The sequence below is a fragment of the Streptomyces sp. NPDC004539 genome, from assembly GCF_040610055.1.
Lineage (GTDB): Bacteria > Actinomycetota > Actinomycetes > Streptomycetales > Streptomycetaceae > Streptomyces.
This window is the reverse complement of record NZ_JBEXLS010000002.1, coordinates 15,049-33,641: the sequence shown is the minus strand read 5'-3', so window position 1 is coordinate 33,641 and position 18,593 is coordinate 15,049. Positions and strand designations below refer to the sequence as shown.

At 68.7% G+C, this 18,593-nt stretch carries 24 protein-coding genes; 18 read left to right on the top strand and 6 right to left on the bottom strand.

Annotation, left to right across the window (positions count from 1 at the left end; all coding sequences use genetic code 11):
- Positions 1-46: 46 nt before the first annotated feature.
- Positions 47-829 (top strand): DNA-formamidopyrimidine glycosylase family protein, encoded by a 783-nt coding sequence (locus ABZX85_RS03890; protein WP_355862364.1) that lies wholly within the window; start codon positions 47-49, stop codon positions 827-829.
- A 32-nt stretch (positions 830-861) separates the two neighbouring features.
- Positions 862-1,620, top strand: coding sequence for an SDR family NAD(P)-dependent oxidoreductase (locus tag ABZX85_RS03885; RefSeq protein ID WP_355862363.1), 759 nt, complete (start codon positions 862-864; stop codon positions 1,618-1,620).
- Between the two features lie 89 nt (positions 1,621-1,709).
- On the opposite strand, the gene ABZX85_RS03880 is transcribed toward ABZX85_RS03885, so the two are convergent.
- The 6 genes from ABZX85_RS03880 to rimO form a co-directional block, all read right to left on the bottom strand.
- On the bottom strand, positions 1,710-1,943 hold the full coding sequence (locus tag ABZX85_RS03880; protein WP_355862362.1) for a hypothetical protein: 234 nt from the start codon (positions 1,941-1,943) through the stop codon (positions 1,710-1,712).
- 8 nt (positions 1,944-1,951) lie between these two features.
- Positions 1,952-2,422, bottom strand: coding sequence for a DNA starvation/stationary phase protection protein (locus ABZX85_RS03875; RefSeq protein ID WP_355862361.1), 471 nt, complete (start codon positions 2,420-2,422; stop codon positions 1,952-1,954).
- A 152-nt stretch (positions 2,423-2,574) separates the two neighbouring features.
- A complete protein-coding gene (locus ABZX85_RS03870) occupies positions 2,575-2,955 on the bottom strand; it encodes a helix-turn-helix transcriptional regulator (protein ID WP_046591591.1) in 381 nt (126 codons plus the stop codon).
- A gap of 109 nt (positions 2,956-3,064) precedes the next feature.
- Complete coding sequence (locus ABZX85_RS03865; protein WP_355862360.1) at positions 3,065-3,610, bottom strand: nicotinamide-nucleotide amidohydrolase family protein; 546 nt, start codon at positions 3,608-3,610, stop codon at positions 3,065-3,067.
- Positions 3,607-4,281, bottom strand: a complete 675-nt coding sequence (gene pgsA, locus ABZX85_RS03860) for a CDP-diacylglycerol--glycerol-3-phosphate 3-phosphatidyltransferase (RefSeq protein WP_355863076.1) — start codon at positions 4,279-4,281, stop codon at positions 3,607-3,609. Before pgsA ends, ABZX85_RS03865 begins: the two co-directional genes overlap by 4 nt.
- A 398-nt stretch (positions 4,282-4,679) precedes the next feature.
- The gene (gene rimO / locus ABZX85_RS03855) at positions 4,680-6,152 is read right to left on the bottom strand and encodes a 30S ribosomal protein S12 methylthiotransferase RimO (protein WP_355862359.1); all 1,473 of its coding nucleotides are present in this window, start codon (positions 6,150-6,152) and stop codon (positions 4,680-4,682) included.
- Positions 6,153-6,752: 600 nt separating this feature from the next.
- Between rimO and ABZX85_RS03850 the strand changes: the two genes are divergently transcribed.
- The 16 genes from ABZX85_RS03850 (at position 6,753) to ABZX85_RS03775 (ending at position 18,460) form a co-directional block, all read left to right on the top strand.
- The gene (locus tag ABZX85_RS03850; protein WP_355862358.1) at positions 6,753-8,171 is read left to right on the top strand and encodes an AAA family ATPase; all 1,419 of its coding nucleotides are present in this window, start codon (positions 6,753-6,755) and stop codon (positions 8,169-8,171) included.
- Positions 8,155-8,637 (top strand): hypothetical protein, encoded by a 483-nt coding sequence (locus tag ABZX85_RS03845; protein ID WP_355862357.1) that lies wholly within the window; start codon positions 8,155-8,157, stop codon positions 8,635-8,637. The genes ABZX85_RS03850 and ABZX85_RS03845 overlap by 17 nt, the downstream gene beginning before the upstream one ends.
- A 289-nt stretch (positions 8,638-8,926) precedes the next feature.
- Positions 8,927-9,778, top strand: a complete 852-nt coding sequence (locus tag ABZX85_RS03840; protein ID WP_355862356.1) for a helix-turn-helix transcriptional regulator — start codon at positions 8,927-8,929, stop codon at positions 9,776-9,778.
- A 96-nt stretch (positions 9,779-9,874) separates the two neighbouring features.
- Complete coding sequence (locus ABZX85_RS03835) at positions 9,875-10,273, top strand: ATP-binding protein (protein ID WP_355862355.1); 399 nt, start codon at positions 9,875-9,877, stop codon at positions 10,271-10,273.
- 175 nt (positions 10,274-10,448) lie between these two features.
- Positions 10,449-11,300 carry a sigma-70 family RNA polymerase sigma factor gene (locus ABZX85_RS03830; protein WP_355862354.1) on the top strand — a complete coding sequence of 284 codons (852 nt, stop codon included), beginning with the start codon at positions 10,449-10,451 and terminating at the stop codon, positions 11,298-11,300.
- Positions 11,297-12,118 (top strand): integrase, encoded by an 822-nt coding sequence (locus tag ABZX85_RS03825; RefSeq protein ID WP_355862353.1) that lies wholly within the window; start codon positions 11,297-11,299, stop codon positions 12,116-12,118. The genes ABZX85_RS03830 and ABZX85_RS03825 overlap by 4 nt, the downstream gene beginning before the upstream one ends.
- 170 nt (positions 12,119-12,288) lie before the next feature.
- Entirely contained in the window at positions 12,289-12,636 is a 348-nt protein-coding gene (locus ABZX85_RS03820; RefSeq protein WP_355862352.1) for a hypothetical protein, read from the top strand.
- A gap of 5 nt (positions 12,637-12,641) precedes the next feature.
- Positions 12,642-14,000, top strand: a complete 1,359-nt coding sequence (locus ABZX85_RS03815) for an FtsK/SpoIIIE domain-containing protein (protein WP_355862351.1) — start codon at positions 12,642-12,644, stop codon at positions 13,998-14,000.
- A 194-nt stretch (positions 14,001-14,194) separates the two neighbouring features.
- Positions 14,195-14,860 carry a DUF2637 domain-containing protein gene (locus ABZX85_RS03810; protein WP_355862350.1) on the top strand — a complete coding sequence of 222 codons (666 nt, stop codon included), beginning with the start codon at positions 14,195-14,197 and terminating at the stop codon, positions 14,858-14,860.
- Positions 14,861-14,863: 3 nt separating this feature from the next.
- Positions 14,864-15,049, top strand: coding sequence for a hypothetical protein (locus tag ABZX85_RS03805; RefSeq protein ID WP_355863117.1), 186 nt, complete (start codon positions 14,864-14,866; stop codon positions 15,047-15,049).
- The gene (locus ABZX85_RS03800) at positions 15,046-15,231 is read left to right on the top strand and encodes a mobile element transfer protein (protein ID WP_355862349.1); all 186 of its coding nucleotides are present in this window, start codon (positions 15,046-15,048) and stop codon (positions 15,229-15,231) included. Before ABZX85_RS03805 ends, ABZX85_RS03800 begins: the two co-directional genes overlap by 4 nt.
- A gap of 15 nt (positions 15,232-15,246) precedes the next feature.
- Positions 15,247-15,402 carry a hypothetical protein gene (locus tag ABZX85_RS03795; protein WP_355862348.1) on the top strand — a complete coding sequence of 52 codons (156 nt, stop codon included), beginning with the start codon at positions 15,247-15,249 and terminating at the stop codon, positions 15,400-15,402.
- A 16-nt stretch (positions 15,403-15,418) separates the two neighbouring features.
- Positions 15,419-15,697, top strand: coding sequence for a SpdD protein (locus ABZX85_RS03790; RefSeq protein WP_355862347.1), 279 nt, complete (start codon positions 15,419-15,421; stop codon positions 15,695-15,697).
- Complete coding sequence (repSA, locus tag ABZX85_RS03785) at positions 15,694-17,079, top strand: replication initiator protein RepSA (protein ID WP_355862346.1); 1,386 nt, start codon at positions 15,694-15,696, stop codon at positions 17,077-17,079. The genes ABZX85_RS03790 and repSA overlap by 4 nt, the downstream gene beginning before the upstream one ends.
- Complete coding sequence (locus tag ABZX85_RS03780; RefSeq protein ID WP_355862345.1) at positions 17,076-17,264, top strand: helix-turn-helix domain-containing protein; 189 nt, start codon at positions 17,076-17,078, stop codon at positions 17,262-17,264. Before repSA ends, ABZX85_RS03780 begins: the two co-directional genes overlap by 4 nt.
- Entirely contained in the window at positions 17,264-18,460 is a 1,197-nt protein-coding gene (locus ABZX85_RS03775; RefSeq protein ID WP_355862344.1) for a tyrosine-type recombinase/integrase, read from the top strand. The genes ABZX85_RS03780 and ABZX85_RS03775 overlap by 1 nt, the downstream gene beginning before the upstream one ends.
- The last annotated feature ends 133 nt before the right edge of the window (positions 18,461-18,593 follow it).

The following is an 18,593-nucleotide window of genomic DNA, read 5'->3' as shown; positions in this document are numbered from 1 at the left end:
GCGCCCCGCGCGGGTACGCCCCTCGCAGCCCCCCGAGAGGGCCCCCATGCCCGAAGGTGACACCGTCTGGCAGACCGCCCGCCGCCTGCACACCGCCCTCGCCGGCGCCGCCCTGACCCGCTCCGACCTGAGAGTCCCGAAGTACGCGACGGTCGACCTCATCGGCCGGTCGGTCCTGGACGTCACCCCGCGCGGCAAGCACCTCCTCACCCGGATCGAGGGCGGCCTCACCCTCCACTCCCATCTGCGGATGGAGGGCGCCTGGCAGGTGTACGAGCGGGGCGGGCGCTGGAGCGGCGGCCCCGGACACCAGATCAGGGCGGTCCTGGGGACGGCGGACCGTACGGCCGTCGGCTACCGCCTGACCGTGCTGAACCTGATCCGCACCCCGGAGGAGGACGGTCTCGTCGGCCATCTCGGCCCCGACCTGCTGGGCCCGGACTGGAACCCCGGGCGGGCCCTCGGCAACCTCCTCGCGGACCCCGCCCGCCCCCTCGGCGAGGCCCTCCTCGACCAGCGCAACCTCGCCGGGATCGGCAACATCTACAAGAGCGAGCTCTGTTTCCTCACCGGCGCCACCCCCTGGCTCCCGATCGGCGCGCTTCCCCGCGACCGCGCGGCCAAACTCCCCGCCCTCGCCCACCGCCTCCTGACGGCCAACCGCGACCGCCCGGTCCGCACGACCACCGGCCGCCGCGGCCAGGACCTGTTCGTGTACGGCCGCGCCGGGCGCCCGTGCCTGCGCTGCGGCACCGTCGTCCGCCTCGCCGACCAGGACGGCCGCCCGGCCTACTGGTGCCCGAGCTGCCAGCAGGGCCCCATGGATTGACGGACCGTCAGATTCCTTCGTACGGTCGGTGCATGGCCGTGAAGGCGTACGACCTCAGCGGGCGCACCGCGTTCGTCACCGGAGCCGCGAGCGGCATCGGCCGCGCCTGCGCCGTCCTGCTCGCGGAGGCGGGGGCGACCGTCCACGCGGCGGACCGGGACGCGCGAGGGCTGGAGGACACGGCGGCCCTCGCCGGCCGCGAATCCGTCCGCGTCCACCCCCTCGACGTCACCGACCGCACCCAACTGCGCCGGGCCCTCGCCTCCTGCGGGCGCCTGGACGTCCTGGCCGCCGTCGCCGGGATCATGCACAGCAGTCCGGTCCTGGAGACGCGTGACGAGGATCTGGACCGGGTGTGGGCCGTCAACTTCAAGGGCGTGCTGTACGCCTGCCAGGAGGCCGCCGGTCTGATGATCGGGCAGGGCTCGGGCGGCAGCATCGTCACGATGGCGTCCGGGGCCGTGGACACCGGGGGCGCCGGGCTGCTCTGCTACGGCGTCGCCAAGGCCGCCGTCGTCCAGTTGACGAAGACCCTCGCGACCGAGGTCGGCCCGCACGGCATCCGCGTCAACGCGGTCGCCCCGGGGTGGGTCCGTACGCCGATGACCGACCGGTCCGACCCGGCGGCGCAGGCCCGCGTGGAGTCGTCGATGACCCGGCTCGCGCCGTTGGGGCGGGTGGGTGAGCCGGAGGATGTCGCGCACGCCGTGCTGTATCTGGCGTCGGACGCGTCGGCGTTCGTGACGGGGCAGATTCTGCGGCCCAATGGGGGTGTGGCGATGCCTTGGTGAGCGGGCCGGCGACAATCCGGTCCGATCATCACACCTTCACCCCGAACCTCTGTACCCCTGAACCCCCGCGCCCCCGCCCCCTCGCCGTCCTACCCGCCTCCACCCCGAGCACCCCCACCCCGCCAAGCCTCCCGCCACCTCCCCAACGCCACCGCCCCCGCCGCCCCGGCCCGCGGCACACAGTGCACCGGCAGCAGGCTCAGCCCCCACCCCCCGGCCACCACAGCCCCCTCCACCACGCCCGCGTCCGGCGCGACAGCGAGGCGCAGCGCCGCCCACCACCACACGACCCCGAGCAGTACCCGGGCTATCCACCCCACCACCCGGCCCCCTACACGTTCTCCGCCTGGAACATCCAGTGATGCTTCTCAAGCTCCGCGGTGATCCCGATGAAAATGTCCTGGCTCACCGGGTCCGCGTCACCGGTGACCGCCACACGTTCCCTCATACGAGTGATGACCGCGCCCAGCGCGGCGACCAGCGTCCCCACCGCGTCGGTGTCCTTCACCCACCCGTCGGCCACGTTCCCGATCCCGCTCCCGGCGGCGACGCTCGCCGCCCGCCCGTCCGGGGGCACCCCGAGCGCCGAGGCCCGCTCGGCGACGGTGTCGGAGTGCAGCCGGGCGACGTCGACGACCTCGTCGAGCTGGAGGTGGACGGACCGGAACCGGGGTCCCACGACGTTCCAGTGGACCTGCTTGGCGACCAGCGAGAGGTCGATCAGGTCGACGAGGGCCCCTTGCAGGGCGTCGGCGACGGTCCGCAGGTCGGCGTCGGACAGCGGGCTCTTGACGACGTACATCCGTGAACCTCCGGTGCTCGGGTCGGGCCGTTCCACGATGCCCGCGCCCCGGGGACCCGGCAAACGGAACACGCACGGCCCCGGGGCATGCGAAAGCCCCGGCCGAGACCCGGCCGGGGCTTCACGCACACACGCTTCCCGCGCATCCGCCCTCAGGCGGCGACCACGTCCACCGCCTCGGCGGGCGCCTTGATGGTCACCCGCTCCGGAGGCACACCGGTCACGGAAACGGAACCCAGCATCGGGCGCACCGGGGTCGGCACGGGCTGGCTGGGGGTGGCCGCAGCGGACTGGGCCAGCTCGGCGAGGGCGAGTTCGTCGCTCACTTCCCGCATGAGTTCGGACATCCGTACGTCCAACGCGTCGCAGATGGCGGACAGCAGTTCGGAGGACGCCTCCTTCTGCCCCCGCTCCACCTCGGAGAGATAGCCGAGCGATACTCGGGCGGACGAGGAGACTTCGCGCAGAGTACGGCCCTGGCGCTGGCGCTGCCGACGCAGCACGTCACCCAGCAGGCGACGGAGCAGAATCATCGGTGGCTCCCTCCTCGGACCGCGTAGCCGCATCCTTCTCGCCCCACCGTACCGCCTAGCGCCGCGGCCGTGCGGGGAGCGATGTCGTGTTCACTCAGGGCTGTAAACATCAAGACCCCCCGTTCTGTTCCGTATCCTGTGCCCGCTCATTCCCGGTCTGTTCGCCCGCAAGCTCCTCAAGAAGCAGTGCGAGTACGCTCCGTACACTCTCTCTACGAATTTCCGTCCGGCTGCCGTTCAACCGCAGGGCCCTCACTTTTCCGCCAGGGGCGGAACCGGAATCGGGGCCGAACGGTCCGTCGACCGCGACGAAGACGGTGCCCACCGGCTGCCCGTCCTGCGGGTCGGGGCCCGCCACACCGGTCGTCGCGATGCCCCAGTCTGCGCCGAGAGCCTTCCGTACGCCGGCCGCCATCTGGGCCGCGACCTGCGCGTCCACCGCTCCGCGGGCGGCGAGCAGGGCCGCGTCGACCCCGAGCACCTGGCGCTTCAGATCGGTCGCGTACGCCGTGACCGAACCGCGGAACGCCTTGGACGCCCCGGGGACCGCGGTGATCTCCGCCGCGACCAGGCCACCGGTCAGCGACTCGGCGACGGCGAGCGTCTCACCCTTCACCGTCAGTAGTCGCACCACGTCAGTGGCCGTGGAACTCACGCTTCCGTCTCCTCCAACGCCGCCTCGCGCTCGGCGATTCCCTGGCGCCGCAGCACAATGGCCTGTCTTACGTAGTCGAGACCCGTGACGACCGTCAGGACGACCGCCGCAGCCATCACCCAGAACCTCAGAGTGGCCAGCCACCCCGTCAGCGCCAGGACGTACATCCCGACGGCGACGCCCTGGGTCAGGGTCTTCATCTTCCCCCCGCGGCTCGCGGGGATCACTCCGTACCTGATGACCCAGAAACGAAGGAGCGTCACACCGAGTTCCCGGCCGAGGATGACGATCGTCACCCACCACGGCAGATCGCCCAGCGCGGAGAGACAGATCAGCGCCGCCCCCATGATCGCCTTGTCGGCGATGGGGTCGGCGATCTTCCCGAAGTCGGTGACGAGGTCGTAGGTGCGCGCGAGGTGGCCGTCGAAGAGGTCGGTGATCATCGCGACGGCGAAGGCGGCCCAGGCGAACGAGCGCCACGCCGGGTCGTACCCGCCGTCGGCGAGCATCAGCGCGACGAAGCCGGGGACGAGGATGAGCCGGAGCATCGTCAGCAGATTGGCGATGTTCCAGACGCTCGCCTGGTTGACGGCGGCGGCGACGACCTTGGCCCCACGGGGCGCCCGCGCCCGTTCCGGGAAGTCGGCACCGTCGGCGTCGTCGGCACCCAGGCCGCTCCCGGCCCCGGCGGCGCCGCGGGAACCCGGCCCCCGCCGCACGCCCGCGTCACCGGAAGCACGGCCGTCACCCTCAACGGCACGGTCATCGGCGGACGTACGGCCCGAACCTCCGACGCCGCGCCCATCACCGCCGGCAGCACCCGAGCCCGTACCCGAACCCGAGCCCTTGCCGATCCCCGAAGCCTCCGGAGCGTCCTCAGCAGGCTGGGACACCTCACCCGACGCGATCCCCCCGCCGGTCCCCACCGCCTCGCCGGCCTCGGAAGAAACCCGCGCACCCCCCGCAGAGGGCCCCGACGAAACCCCAAAGCCCCCCGCCGTCCCGCCCGCTCCCCCGGAGCCCTGCGAAACCCGTGCGGAGCCGCCCGCGGCCGACGCCGGAACACCCGTCATCTGCCTGTCTCCTCACTCCACCCGTTCGAGCGCTCCAGCGGCTCGGCCACGAGGTCGGCACCTTCCGTGCCGACCACCTTCGCCTCGACCATACGACCGACCTCCAGCCCCTCGCCGCTCGTGAGCAGCACCTGGCCGTCGGTCTCGGGCGCCTGGTGGTCCGCGCGGCCGTAGACACCCTCCACCTCGTCGACCGACTCCACAAGGACCCGGACGCTCTCGCCGACCCGCTCCTCGGCGCGCTGGGAGACGAGTTCCTCGGCGAGCCGGGACACGCGCGCGAGGCGCTCGGCGACGAGGTCCTCCGGGAGCTTGTTCTCGTACGTCGCGGCCTCGGTGCCGTCCTCGTCCGAGTAGCCGAAGACGCCGATCGCGTCGAGCCGGGCGCCGGTCAGGAAACGCTCCAGCTCGGCGAGGTCGTGCTCGGACTCGCCGGGGAAGCCGACGATGAAGTTGGAGCGCACGCCCGCCTGGGGCGCCTTGCTCCGGATGGTGTCGAGCAGTTCGAGGAACCGGTCGGTGTCACCGAAGCGGCGCATCGCGCGCAGGACGTCCGGCGCGGAGTGCTGGAAGGAGAGGTCGAAGTACGGCACGACCTTGGGCGTCGAGGTCAGTACGTCGATGAGGCCGGGCCGCATCTCGGCGGGCTGGAGGTAGCTGACCCGCACCCGCTCCAGTCCCTCGACCTCGGCCAGCTCCGGCAGCAGGGACTCCAGGAGGCGGATGTCGCCGAGGTCCTTGCCGTACGACGTGTTGTTCTCGGAGACCAGCATGATCTCCTTGACGCCCTGTTCGGCCAGCCAGCGCGTCTCGTTCAGCACGTCCGAGGGGCGGCGGGAGATGAAGGAGCCGCGGAAGGACGGGATGGCGCAGAACGTACAGCGCCGGTCGCAGCCGGAGGCGAGCTTCACGGAGGCGACCGGCGACCCGTCGAGCCGCCGCCGCAGAGGCGCACGCGGCCCGGACGCCGGGGCGAGCCCCTCGGGAAGGTCCACCGGAGCGTGGCCAGGCAGAGCGACACCGGCCGCCGACTCCTGCCGCTCCGCCGGGCTGATCGGCAGCAGCTTGCGCCGGTCGCGGGGGGTGTGCGAGGCGTGGATGCCGCCGTTCAGGATGGTCTGAAGACGATCAGAGATATCCGCGTAGTCGTCGAACCCGAGCACCCCATCAGCCTCGGGCAGCGCCTCCGCGAGCTCCTTCCCGTACCGCTCGGCCATACACCCCACCGCCACAACGGCCTGCGTTCTCCCCTGCCCCTTGAGGTCGTTGGCCTCCAGCAGGGCATCGACAGAGTCCTTCTTGGCGGCTTCCACAAACCCACAGGTGTTGACCACAGCCACATCCGCGTCATCAGCGGACTCCACAAGCTCCCAGCCGTCCGCCTCCAAACGGCCTGCGAGCTCCTCCGAGTCCACCTCGTTACGGGCGCAGCCAAGGGTGACCAGTGCGACGGTACGGCGTTCAGGCATGGGCTCAAGACTACTTTGTCCCACCGGCAACCTTGGCGCCCGCTCGGATGGGGGTGGGGGTGGCTGTGGGCTGGGGTTGTGGTGCGTCGGCGGGTGTGGGGGTCCGCTGGGGGTTGGGGGCGTTGTCACGCAGTTGGTCACGCAGGGGTGGGGGCTTCTTGGGTGGCGGGGTGGGGCGTCGGCCTGGCGTGATTGGGGTCAGCTTGTTCGAGCCGGGCCAAACGGCCAACATCCGCTGAGTGATCGGCTACGAACCCGTCTGCGCCTGAGCCGACGACAGTCCGCCACGACGGCGGGTGCGCCGACCAATCAGGCACGCGTGCGCCTCGCTGCACCCCTACCGGCCTCAGCCACGCTATCGGCTTGTGTCAGAACCCCAAACGGCGGCTGCCTGCGACAGAAGCGCCGGTCGCGCTGCCTGGTTGGACTGCAATGCTCCAAAACCACCACCTACTTGCCACCATCGACGTATGGTTGTGATGCGGCCGCCATACCTACTTGCGCTAATAGCATCCTTCCACCCCCCTGACGGGGAGAGGATGAGAATTACAGTGACCAGTTCATTTTCCCGTCAAAGTAACTATGAGGCATAACGCGGATATGCAGCTCACCATGGGGAACATCGGCCCTATCAGGACGGCCACGGTAGACCTTCACCCGCTCAACGTCTTGATCGGTCCAAATAACTCCGGAAAGTCAATCTTCGCTACAGGAATGTACGCCGCATGGTCCAGGGCAGCAGCTGATTATGCCGTACGGCGAGTCAGGCTTGGAAAGCATTTTTCCAAGATCCCCGACGAAAGGGCTTACGAAGCGAGCGCATACGTCTTCGAGATGCTAGAAGAAGGCCGAACTCCGCAAGTCGAAGAGATTCCGGATGTAATAAAGGACATCTTCACTGAACTATTGCACGAGATTATGCACTTGTATTCTCGCGGCATGGTGACTGAATTTGAGCGCATCTTTGGGATGTCTCTAATGGAGTTGCGCAGGAGGCAAAAGAGGCTCACTAAAGGCACCATTAGCGTCCGAAGCTGGCGGCCAACATGGTCCATTGGATTTGAGATTTCTTCACGCGGGGTAACGGTCGACGTGTCACCACCGCCCTTGAGCGAAGTCTGGCCCAAGGCTGGTACAAACTCATGGAAAAGAATCAAGCGGCGGACAGATCACGTCCAAGGACTCCCCCGAACTTATCTTTTGCGAGAAATGGCCACAGAGATCGCGCGCAATTGCTTTAACAAGATCCCCTATCACACTAAGTATCTCCCTGCTGCACGTTCAGGGCTCCTCCAGTCCCATAAGACACTGGCCGCTTCCATGGTCAGGCGTGCATCCATGGCCGGAATGGAAGAGTTGAAAATCCCGGCCATGAGTGGCGTGGTCGTTGACTTTCTCGGCGAATTGCTGGAATTGGAGACCAGGAATTCAAGTAACTTCACAGATGAGGCTGCACAATTGGAGCGGGATATCCTTAGCGGCACAGTGCGTCTTGAGGACGACGCTTTCGGCTATCCCGAGATTATTTATACGCAAGGCCAAGGCGACTACCCACTTGCACGCACATCCTCGATGATTTCGGAAATCGCTCCAATCGTCGTATATCTCCGTCACATCCTCTCACGCCATGATCATCTTGTAATCGAAGAGCCCGAGGCGCACCTACATCCCGCCAGCCAAACCGCTTTGGCTCGCTGCATTTGCCGCCTGGTAAATAAGGGGCTTCGCGTTTCCCTTACTACACACAGCGAGTTCTTTCTACAGCAGCTAAATAATGCAATTATTGCGAGCGCAATTCCAGAGCCAGAAGCCGACGAAATGGGCTTTGACCTTGGAATGCGACTCCCGCCGAGCAAGGTAGGCGCCTATCTATTCGAGCCTACGGCGAATGGTACCGAGGTGCACGCCCTCGAAGTAAGCCCTGATGCCGGCATCTCTCAGAATAGCTTTTCCGAGGTCGAAGAAAAGCTCTATGGCGAATCCGTTGTGCTAAGTAGGCGCCTTGAAGAAGACAAATAAGACCAGCAATCCACTTGCCGGCCCGGAGAGACATAAGACTTGCTGCGGCATAACGAGTTCCTACCGGGAAGGAAAGTGCTCACTAATATTCCCGGAAAAATCGGAAAAGTGGGTTTGCCTGTCGGGGACAAAATACCAAGAGAACCATCAACGTGAAGGGAAGCTCAGCGACCTGGCTTTCTTTTGGGTGATGAGCAAGGGGGATGAGGTGCGAGCGTATGCAATTGAGCTCAAAGGGGGTGGGGCTAAGCCGGGACAGGTGGTGGAGCAGTTACAGAAGGGAGCGGATTTGATTCATAAAGTCATGGAAAGCATCCCAGTGACTTTCGTTCCCGTTCTGGTGCATGCAAGCTTAACCACGTTGCAGATAAGGGACCTGAAGCGCGCGCGTATCACCTTTAGAGGCAAGTCGTACATGATTTCATTGGCACGCTGCGGGTCACATCTTAGCCAGGTGCGGGTTTAGTGGGCTCTGTTTGAACGTCGCGCTTGTCCAGTGGAACCCGGGGCTCCCGCTGCCCTTTGGGATTCGGCCGGTGCGGTGAGCGCGGCACGGGCGTCGGCCGGGCTGGAGCGGGGCGGAGACAGGAGCGCAGGCCCGGCCGGGGGCTGGGCCGCGCGCGGGGAGCGGAGCGAGCCGCCTTGATGAGGTAGAGAAACCTGTAACAGGTGATCTTCTGGGGGTGTCTGGGGTGGTTGGTCGTCGTTGGCGATCGGCCCCTGCTTCGGCAGACCCGTGGTGTAGAACCCTGGGTATGGGCAGTGAGCGGCAACAACGGATGAAGGAACTCGGGGCACGCCTCCGGGGCCTTCGCATGGAGGCTGGTCTGACAGGTGCCGTACTGGCGCAACGGGCCGGGGTAGGTCAGCCGACCGTGTCCAAGGTCGAGACCGGCCGGATGGTTCCCAGCCTCGGCGTTCTGGGCCGCCTGTCCCTAGCCCTCGACCTCAACGAGTCGACCACCCACGAAGTGCGTGACCTCCTGGCCGCCGTGGAAGCCGCGTCGGACATCGCCGACGTACCCGCCGCAGAGGCTCTTGCCGGGACGGTCCTCGACGACGCCGTACGGTCCGCCCGCCTGGTCCGCTCGTTCCAGTGCCTCGTCCTCCCCGCTCTCCTCCAAAGCGCCGGCTACTCCCGCCACGTCTTCGAGAGCGCTCCGAACACCACCCCCGAAGCCGTCGGCCGCGCAGTCGCCGACCGCGCGGAACGGCAAAGTCTCCTGTACGAACCGGGCCGCGAATCCGTCTTCGTGCTGACGGAAGCCGTCCTGCGCACCTGGCCCGGGGACCCCTCGCTGATGCTCGCCCAGTTCGACCGCCTCCTGACCGTCGACAGCCTGAGCACCGCACGGATCGGCGTCATCCCGTGGCGCCGGGCGGTACCGGTGATGCCGCGCCACGGCTTCACCCTGTGCGACCAAAAGGCCGTGGTCGTCGAAACCTTCCGAGGCGAACAGCTCCTCGACGACCCCGCCGAGGTCACCACGTACGAGGAAACCTTCACCCGCTTCGAGGAAGCCGCCGTCTTCGGCATCGAGGCGCGCGAGCTGCTGATCCGCATCATGGCGGAGTTCCGGGAACTGGAGTCCCACACCACTCGTTAGAGGAATAATTCCTCAGGATGCCTGGCATCTTGACCGCGCACGGGAATACTCTGCTCCTCGCGACGTCTAGCCCCCTAGACACGAAGGAGTGTTCCCATGCCCAAAATGTGGCACCGGGCCTTCCCCGGCCTGGCCTGGCAGGTGGCGGAGGCCCGCCACTTCGTCGGCGCCCTGCTCGGAGACGAGAACGAAGCTCTGGTCAACGACGCCGTGATCGTCGTCGGCGAACTGGCGGCGAACGCCGTGCGCCACACCCGGAGCGGCTGGTACCGAGGCTGGTTCATCGTGATCGTCCACTTCGCCGACGACCTGATCCGCATCGAGGTGGTTGACCAGGGCGGCGACGAGGAACCGCTCCAGCGCAAGGTCACCGGCCCGGCGGAGGAAACCGGCCGTGGGCTGCTGATGGTCGCCGCCTGCGCCAAGGACTGGGGCGTCAAGGGCGGGTCCAACGGGCGCCGCATCTGGGCTGAGCTGCCCCGGAACGGCACGTGATGGCTCGCCGCGTCGCCGTGCTCCCCACTCGTCGCCCGGGGAGAGGTGGGTGAGCCCTCGGGGTGTACCTCGACGGCTGTCCAAGTTCTACGTGGTCGGCGTTCATTCGGGGCGGCGGCTCCCGCCCATTCCGTCTAGGGCCCTAGACTCCTGGTTACTGCTAGGAGGTGAAGCCGTGCCGGACGAATTGCAACGCATCATGGCCATTGACGACCCCTACCGGCTTCTGCGGGAAGTCACGGTCCGTCTGTCTGAAGCGCAGCAAGAGGTGACCGAACTCGCTCGCCTCCGCCGACGCGTGGTCCAAGACCTCCACGCGCAAGGCATGTCGTACGCGCAGATCGCGGTGGAAGCCGGTCTGAGCCGTGGCCGTATCCATCAGATCCGCCACACCGGCCCGGCACCGGAGGGCGCGTTCCTCGGACGGGGCACGGTCACGGTTGCGACCCCTCTGCGGCGAGACGACGAACGCGGGCGCACGGTCGTCGCCGTGGACGACGTCAGTTCGGGCAAGAGCCTGGAAGACCTGGCACGGTCGTACGACCTCGGTGTCACCTCCGAGCACGTGCCGGTGAGCGGGCACATCGATCTCAACCGTGACGGCCTGGTCGTCGTCTGCGGTCCGCGCATGTCCGAGGAGATGTGGGACATGTACGCCAAAGATCCCGTGCTGCGCTGGGAGAAGGCGAAAGACGGCCCCTGGACGGTCGTGGACCACCGCACTGGCACCGTGTACCGGTCCGGACAGGACAGTGATCCCGCCCGTCCGTACGACGTCGGATACCTCGGCAGGCTCCCCCGCCCCGACGGCAAGGGCTCGGTGCTGGCCATCGCCGGTATCCACACGCAAGGGTCCCTCGGCGTCGTCCACCTGCTCAGCTCCGACCTCAACGCCCTGTGGGGGCAAGTCGGCGAACAGCGCTTCTCCACGCTCGTGGGCGTCGAGTACGACCCTGAGACCAGCGAACCGCAGTCCGCCGAACTCCTCACCCCCCTCTACCAGCACGACGAGGAAACGGCTGCGTGAGCGTCGGCCTCGCCTCAGTGCCTGCCGAACCGGGTCGGGAGAACGAGGACTTTGCGGCCGTCGCCCCCGAAGCCGCCGTTCTCCTCGACGGCGCCGGCGTGGCCGGGGCGGAAACCGGGTGCATGCATGGCGTCGCCTGGTTCTCCGCGACGCTGGGCGGGGTGCTCCTGGGCTCCATCACCGCTCGCCCCGATGAGCCGTTGGCCGCGTGTCTCGCCGACTCGATCCGCGTGGTCCGGTCGCTGCACGGGGACGGCTGCGACCTGACCCACCGTGCGAGTCCGACCAGTACGGTCGTCGCCGTCCGGGCCCGTGCGGGAGCTCTGGAACACCTCGTCCTCGGTGACTCGTCCCTGCTGCTCGCCGATCCCCAGGGCCGCACGACGGTCATCACGGACCGCCGCCTGGACGACGTCGACAAGCGCCTGCGCGGACCGGTCGACGCGTTGCCCACCGGATCGCCCGAACACGCCGCCGCCCTCGCCGAGTACCGCGACGCCCTGACGAAGTTCCGCAACCGACCCGACGGCTTCTGGATCGCCGGAGCCGACCCGCAAGCGGCGGAACACGCGCTCACCGGGGTCGTACCGCTGGAGTCGCTGGCATCCGTCTCGCTGCTGAGCGACGGCGCTTCCCGCCTCGCCGACCGCTTCCAACTGGCCACCTGGCACGACACGTTGGCCGTCCTTGACTCCTCCGGGCCCGATGAGCTGATCCGCCGCGTACGGTCCGCAGAGGCCACCGACCCGCACGGTCGACGCTGGCCACGGGGCAAAGCCCAGGACGACGCAACCGCCATCCACTGGGTCCTGGCCTAGGAATCCACCCCTCGCCGTTTACCCCCCTAGACAGTTGCCGGGTCGTCGGTTTACGGTAGGCGTCAAGCCCCCTAGACAGTTGAGGGGGTTCACCTCCCACGCTGTCTAGGGGGGTGGACAGACCAAAAGGGCGCCGACCAACCGGCACCGATCACAGTGAGGTTCACACAATGCGTGTCATCCCCGTAGACGTCTCCGCCGCGACGATGCTGGTCACCAAGCTGCCGGAGGTGAAGGTCCGGGACCGCCAGACCGGTGAGGTCGCCGTGGACCCGGTCACCAACCACCGCCTCATGACGCTGGAGCTGGTGTTCATCGCGGCGGGCGGTTCGGACATGATCAAGGTCACCGTTCCGGAGCCGGGTATCGGTGAGGGTCTGGTGATGGGCGCCCCGGTCGCCCTGTCCGGCCTCATCGCCCGCCCGTGGGAGAGCGAGTTCGCCGGACGGATGCGTCACGGCATCGCGTACCGGGCCGACGCGGTCATGGTCAACCTTCCGGCTCCGGCGAAGGGTTGATCGCCATGACCAACTCCGCCTGGACGCTGATCCTGTGCCTGCTGGCGCTCGCCGCAACGCTGGTGCTGCACCGCCGCTTCCCGGTCGCCTTCTGGTGGCTCGTCGGGTACCCGCTGGTCGCGCTGCGGGTGCTCGCCACCTACCGGGCCACGATGGACGCGTGCGGCCTGACGGTCCCCGCCTCGGCCGTACGCCGGGCCACGGCTCGACTGGTCGGGAAGGAAGCGGCCCCGGTCCCGCCTCGTCGTACGTTCCCGCTGCCGACCGGGTTCGGCCTGGTGATGCGGCTGCGCATCGCGACCGGGCAGGCACCCGAGGACTTCATCGCCTCGGCCGACCGGTTGCGGCACGCCTGGGCCGCTCACGCCGTCCACATCCGCCCGGTCAAGCCGGGGTGGATCGAACTCCGGCTCATCGGCTGGGATGTACTCGCCGACGTACGGCGTCCCCGTCGACAGCAGCGGGGCGGGCCGCTCTCCTTGCCGATGGCACTCCGCGACGACGGCCGCTGGCACGTCCGCGACTTCCGCGCCGTACCGCACGAACTGATCCTCGGTGCCACGCAGTCCGGCAAGTCGGTCTACCTGCGCAACCTGCTGTACGGCCTCGCCCGACGGCCGGTCGTGCTCGTCGGGATCGACTGCAAGTGGGGTGTGGAACTGGCGCCGTTCTCGCCTCGGCTGTCGGCCCTCGCTGACACTCCTGAGCGGGCGAACGACCTGCTTGACGTGCTGCTGGAGGAGATGGAGGCACGGTTCCGCCTGATCGGCGTCAAGTCGGGGGCGGACGGTGTCCCGCTCACCTCCGACGTCTGGGGGCTCCCGGAGAAGGTACGGCCGGTGCCGGTCGTGGTCGTCGTCGACGAGGTGGCGGAACTCTTCCTCGCCGCGAACCGAGACGACGAGAAGCGGCGCGACGCGATGGTCACAAAGATCATTCGTATCGCCCAGCTCGGCCGTGCAGCCGGGATCTACCTCGAAGTCTGCGGCCAGCGCTTCGGCTCCGAACTCGGCAAGGGCGCCACGATGCTCCGGGCCCAGCTCACCGGCCGCGTCTGCCACCGGGTCAACGACGAGTCGTCCGCAAACATGGCGCTGGCCGACATCTCCCCGGAAGCGGCCCTCGCCGCCACCTCGATCCCCGCCGAACGGCCCGGCGTCGCCATCGTCGGAGACTCCTCCGGCGGCTGGTCCCGCGCTCGCTCGCCCCACCTCACGCTCGAAGACGTCGCGGCCGTCTGCCGCGCGACTACGGCCCTCGTGCCGGAGCTGCCCCGCCTCGACGCCTTCCGACCGGCTGTCGCCGTCGGCGTCGAAGCCGCCGGGCCGGTCGCTCCCGTCGCCGCCCGCCCGGTGACCGAGTAGCCAACTCCCCTTTCCCCTGGTCGGCGTGACCTTCTCGCGCCAAGTCCCTACCCCCGCCATGCCCAAAACCCCCAGGAGAACCCCGTGTTCTGCGAGCACTGCGGCGACACCGACGGCGCCGAGACCGGCGTGGACCACGACGAACGCGACTGCCCCTGGTACGACGTCGCCGACGACGAGGACGAGTGAGGACCGTGTCCCGCTCGATCCGCCTCGACGCCGTCCTCGTCCAAGCCGTCATCGCCGGTGCGCTCTCCTTCGCCCACCTGCACGACCTCGCCGAAGCCGCCGGACAGACCGGCTGGAAGGCGTGGGCCTACCCGGTCTCTGTAGACCTGCTCCTGGTCGCCGCCTGGCGCCGGATGCGTGATCAGCAGCGCGCCCAACTCCCCTCCGGGGGCGCCCGGTTGTGGTTCCTGGTCGCCCTGGGCGCGTCCCTCGGCGCCAACGTCGCCACCGCCGGACTCCTCGACCTGGACGACGTCCCCGCCTCGCTCCGGATCGTCGTAGCGGGATGGCCTGCCGTCGCCTTCTTCGGCGGGACGCTGCTGGCGCACACACCTCATGGGCAGGACGCTCCGCCGGCCTCCGCCTCGACCACGCCGGACCTCGACGAGGAGCCCGCTGCCCCGGCCGAGATCGACGCGCCCCGCCTCGACGAACTTCCGGCGCCTCCCATCACCGCGACGCCCGTCATCTCCCTGCCGCCCGCCCTCGTCGACCGCGTCCGCGCCCTGGCCGAAGAACTCCGCACCGCCACCGGCCACCCCGCCGACCCCGACACAGTCCGCGCCCGCCTCGGCCTCCCGCCCTCCATGACCCCCGCCGTCGCCGCCCACCTCACCCCGACCGGAGCCTGACCAGTGACGTTCCTCAACTTCAACACCCCCGCCGACTACCTGAACGCGGCCCGCGAGATGGCCGACAGCAACCGCCCCACCCTCGCCCGCCTCCTGGCCGAAGCCGCCGCCGAACTCATCCCGGACCACACCGAGGCGGCCCGCGTCCTCGCCGAGTTCCCCGCCCCCACCCTGCGGGAGGACCGGTGACCCCCAACCGCCGCTTCCGCGACGTCCGCCGCATCGGCCCCGTACAGGTCGCCTCGTACCTCGCCCGTGGCCGCAACCGCCACCTCGCCGCCTGCACCGCCCCGCGTTGCGACTTCTCCGCCGAGTACGACAGCCGCGCCGCCGCCGAACTCGCCGCCCGCACCCACCGCTGCCAGCCCTGACAGGAGAACACCACCGTGAACGTCCCCCTCTGGTTCGCCGTCCTCGCCGTCACGGTGCTCGGCGTCCAGCTCGCCCGCCCGCCGTGGTGGCTCGTCGCCCTACTCCTCCTGGGCGGCTACCTCATCGCCCACAGCGTCCTCGCCCCCGCCGTCGCCACGCTCCTCGACTGAAGAAGGGACCGCCCTCGTGTTCACCCCGAAGTACCCGAAGCCCGACACCGCCCCGGCCATCACCACCACGACCCCGGCCGTCCCGATCCCGGCCCCGTCCGCCCCGGTCTCCAACCGCCCGGCGCTCCAGCTCACCCCCGGCAGCACGCTCACCCTCGTCGCGGGCGGCGGCGCCCTGGTCCTGGTCGTCGGCGCGGTCCTGGTCTCCATGCTCCTCGCCGTCGCGATCACCGCCGCGTCCGTCGCCGTCTGTGCGGTCGTCGTCCGCTCGATCCTCAAGGAGCACAAGGCGTGACCCCCTCCGCCACCCCGGCGGCCCTGGAACCGGCCGTCCTCGCCGACGTGCTGAGGCTGGCCGGTTCCCCCGGCTTCGACCGTGTCAAAGACCAGATCCGCCGCACAGGCGGCTGCTCCGACCCGATCCACCTGCAAGGCGCCACCGTCACCCGCGACAAGACCACCGGCCGAGTGCTGCACCACTACTCGACCGACACCGAGCCCGGCGGACGGCTCCGCATCGCCTGTGGCAACCGCCGCGCCTCCCGCTGCCCCTCCTGCGCCTGGACGTACGCGGGCGACACGTACCACCTGATCCGCGCGGGCCTGGTCGGAGACCCCGCCAAGGGCACCCCGGACACCATCCGCGACCACCCTCGCGTCTTCGCCACCCTGACCGCCCCGTCATTCGGCCCGGTCCACAACCGGCCCGGCAACAGGCCCTGCCGCTGCGGCCACCACCACCCCGAGGACGCCCCCGAACTCGGCACTCCCCTCGACCCCGACACCTACGACTACGCGGGCGCGGTCCTGTGGAACAACTACGCCTCCGACCTGTGGCGGTACTTCACGATCTACCTCCGCCGCGAGATCGCCAAGCGTGCGGGCCTCACGCAGAAGGACGCCCACGCACAATCCCGCGTGGCCTTCGGCAAGGTCGCCGAGTACCAGAAACGCGGGGCCGTCCACTTCCACGCTGTGATCCGCTTCGACGGCCCCGACGGGCCTCACGCCGCTCCCCCGCGCTGGGCCACCCTCGCGCTACTGACCGACGCCATCGGGGCTGCCGCTGCCCGCGTCGCGGTCGACGTCCCCCCGGCCGGTGACCAACCCGCCCGCACCCTGCGCTGGGGCACCCAGCTCGACGTACAGCCGATCGGCGCCTTCGGCAACGGTGAGGAGATCACCGAGCAAGCCGTGGCCTCTTACGTCGCCAAGTACGCCACCAAGGCGGCCGAAACGACAGGCACGGTTGACCGCCGGATCGGCAACAAGGAAGCCCTCGTCCTGCTCAACGTCCCCGACCACCCCGCCCGCCTGATCGCGGCCTGCCTCGACCTCCACCCCCTCTACCCCGGCCGCAAACTCCGCGACTGGGCCCACATGCTCGGCTTCCGCGGCCACTTCTCCACCAAGTCCCGCCGCTACTCCACCACCCTCGGCGCCCTCCGCCAGACCCGAGCCGACTACCGCGCCGCCCAACAACGCGAAGCCCTCGGCCTCCCCGACACCCAGGAGACAACCACCCTGACCCTCGCCCACTGGACCTACGCCGGCCACGGCCACGCCCCCGGCGAATCCTGGCTCGCCGCCACCATCCACCGGGACATCCAGCTCAACCGCGAAACCGCCCGCGAGGAACGGCACACCCACCCCGACCTGGACGGAGTCGCCGCATGACCACCCCGCCCCCTGCCCTGCTGACCGTCCCTGACGTCATGGTGAGGCTCCAGCTCGGCAAGTCCAAGGTCTACGACCTGATCCGCACCAAGCGCCTCGCCTCCTTCACGGAGGGCCGCACCCGCCGCATCCCCGAGACCGCCGTACAGGACTACATCCGCACACGCCTTGAGGACGCGGCCTGATGGCGGCACGTCGAAGCCGGGGCGACGGCGGCCTCCACTGGGACGACAAGCGCCAACGCTGGATCGCCACCGCCAGCCTGGGCTTCCTCCCGAACGGCAAGCGGAACGTGAAGCGGGCCAGCGGCAAGACCAAGACCGAAGCCAAGAACAAGTTGAAAGAGGTACTGCGGGACTACGAAGACGGCCTCGCGATCGCGCCGACCGGCTACACCGTCAAGGACGCCGTGACGGACTGGCTCACGTACGGCCGCAACGGCCTGGACGCCGGAACGGTCAGGATGGACAAGAGCATGTGCAAGAACCACATCGTCCCGGACCTCGGCGCCCGCAAGCTCCGGGACCTCAGCGCCGACGACGTGGACAAGTGGCTGGCGGCCAAGTCCAAGGTGCTGAGCACCCGCTCCCTGGAAGTGATCCACTCCTGCCTGAACCGCGCGGTCAAACGTGCCATGGCCCGCGACAAGGTGAAGCGCAACGTCGTAGAACTCTGCTCGATCCCCACCGGCCGCCCCGGAAGACCGTCCAAGTCCCTGACCCTCACTCAGGCAGAAGCAGTACTGAAGGCGGCGGAGGACTCCCCGCACCACGCCTACTTCGTCGTCTCGCTCCTGACCGGCGGTCGCACGGAAGAAATGCGCCCGCTCCGCTGGGACCACGTCGACCTGGAAGGCGATCCGAACGCGGACCCCCCGATCCCGCCCTACATCGCCGTGTGGCGCTCGGTCCGCCGCTCCGGCGACACCAAGACCAAGAAGTCCCGCCGCACCCTGGCCCTCCCCGGACGAGCCGTAGACGCCCTCAAGGTGCAGCGCGAGCGGCAGAAGCAACAACGGATCAAGGCCGGTGACAGGTGGAAGGAATCGGGCCTGGTCTTCACATCCGCTGTCGGCACGGAGCTGTACGCGATCAACGTCCGCCGGGCGCTCCGCAAGGTCATCGCCCACGCGGCGGAGCTGCTGCCCGAGAACAGCTCACACGCGCTCGTGCCTGAGGACTGGACGACCCGGGAGACCCGCACATCCTTCGTCTCGATCCTCTCCGACAGAGGCATCCCCCTCGAAGAGATCTCCCGCCTGGTAGGCCACTCCAGCACAGCCGTAACGGAAACGGTGTACCGCAAACAGATCCGCCCAGTGATCCAAACCGGCGCCACCGCCATGGACGAGATCTTCGGAGCCCCAACCCCTAAGCGCTAGTCACGCACATAGTCACGCAGCAACACCAGAGGGCCCTTACCAACCCAGGTAAGGGCCCTCTGACCTGCTATCCAGCACTCAAAGCGGCAAGACCCACCGCCGCGCTCCTTTGCCCCACCGACAACAAACGCCG

Bases quoted from the DNA above. Each gene is read 5' to 3' on its own strand.
- ABZX85_RS03890 (WP_355862364.1), top strand. From the start codon at position 47: ATGCCCGAAGGTGACACCGTCTGGCAGACCGCCCGCCGCCTGCACACC.
- ABZX85_RS03885 (WP_355862363.1), top strand. From the start codon at position 862: ATGGCCGTGAAGGCGTACGACCTCAGCGGGCGCACCGCGTTCGTCACC.
- ABZX85_RS03875 (WP_355862361.1), bottom strand. From the start codon at position 2,422: ATGTACGTCGTCAAGAGCCCGCTGTCCGACGCCGACCTGCGGACCGTC.
- ABZX85_RS03870 (WP_046591591.1), bottom strand. From the start codon at position 2,955: ATGATTCTGCTCCGTCGCCTGCTGGGTGACGTGCTGCGTCGGCAGCGC.
- rimO (WP_355862359.1), bottom strand. From the start codon at position 6,152: ATGCCTGAACGCCGTACCGTCGCACTGGTCACCCTTGGCTGCGCCCGT.
- ABZX85_RS03850 (WP_355862358.1), top strand. From the start codon at position 6,753: ATGCAGCTCACCATGGGGAACATCGGCCCTATCAGGACGGCCACGGTA.
- ABZX85_RS03840 (WP_355862356.1), top strand. From the start codon at position 8,927: ATGGGCAGTGAGCGGCAACAACGGATGAAGGAACTCGGGGCACGCCTC.
- ABZX85_RS03835 (WP_355862355.1), top strand. From the start codon at position 9,875: ATGCCCAAAATGTGGCACCGGGCCTTCCCCGGCCTGGCCTGGCAGGTG.
- ABZX85_RS03820 (WP_355862352.1), top strand. From the start codon at position 12,289: ATGCGTGTCATCCCCGTAGACGTCTCCGCCGCGACGATGCTGGTCACC.
- ABZX85_RS03815 (WP_355862351.1), top strand. From the start codon at position 12,642: ATGACCAACTCCGCCTGGACGCTGATCCTGTGCCTGCTGGCGCTCGCC.
- ABZX85_RS03780 (WP_355862345.1), top strand. From the start codon at position 17,076: ATGACCACCCCGCCCCCTGCCCTGCTGACCGTCCCTGACGTCATGGTG.
- ABZX85_RS03775 (WP_355862344.1), top strand. From the start codon at position 17,264: ATGGCGGCACGTCGAAGCCGGGGCGACGGCGGCCTCCACTGGGACGAC.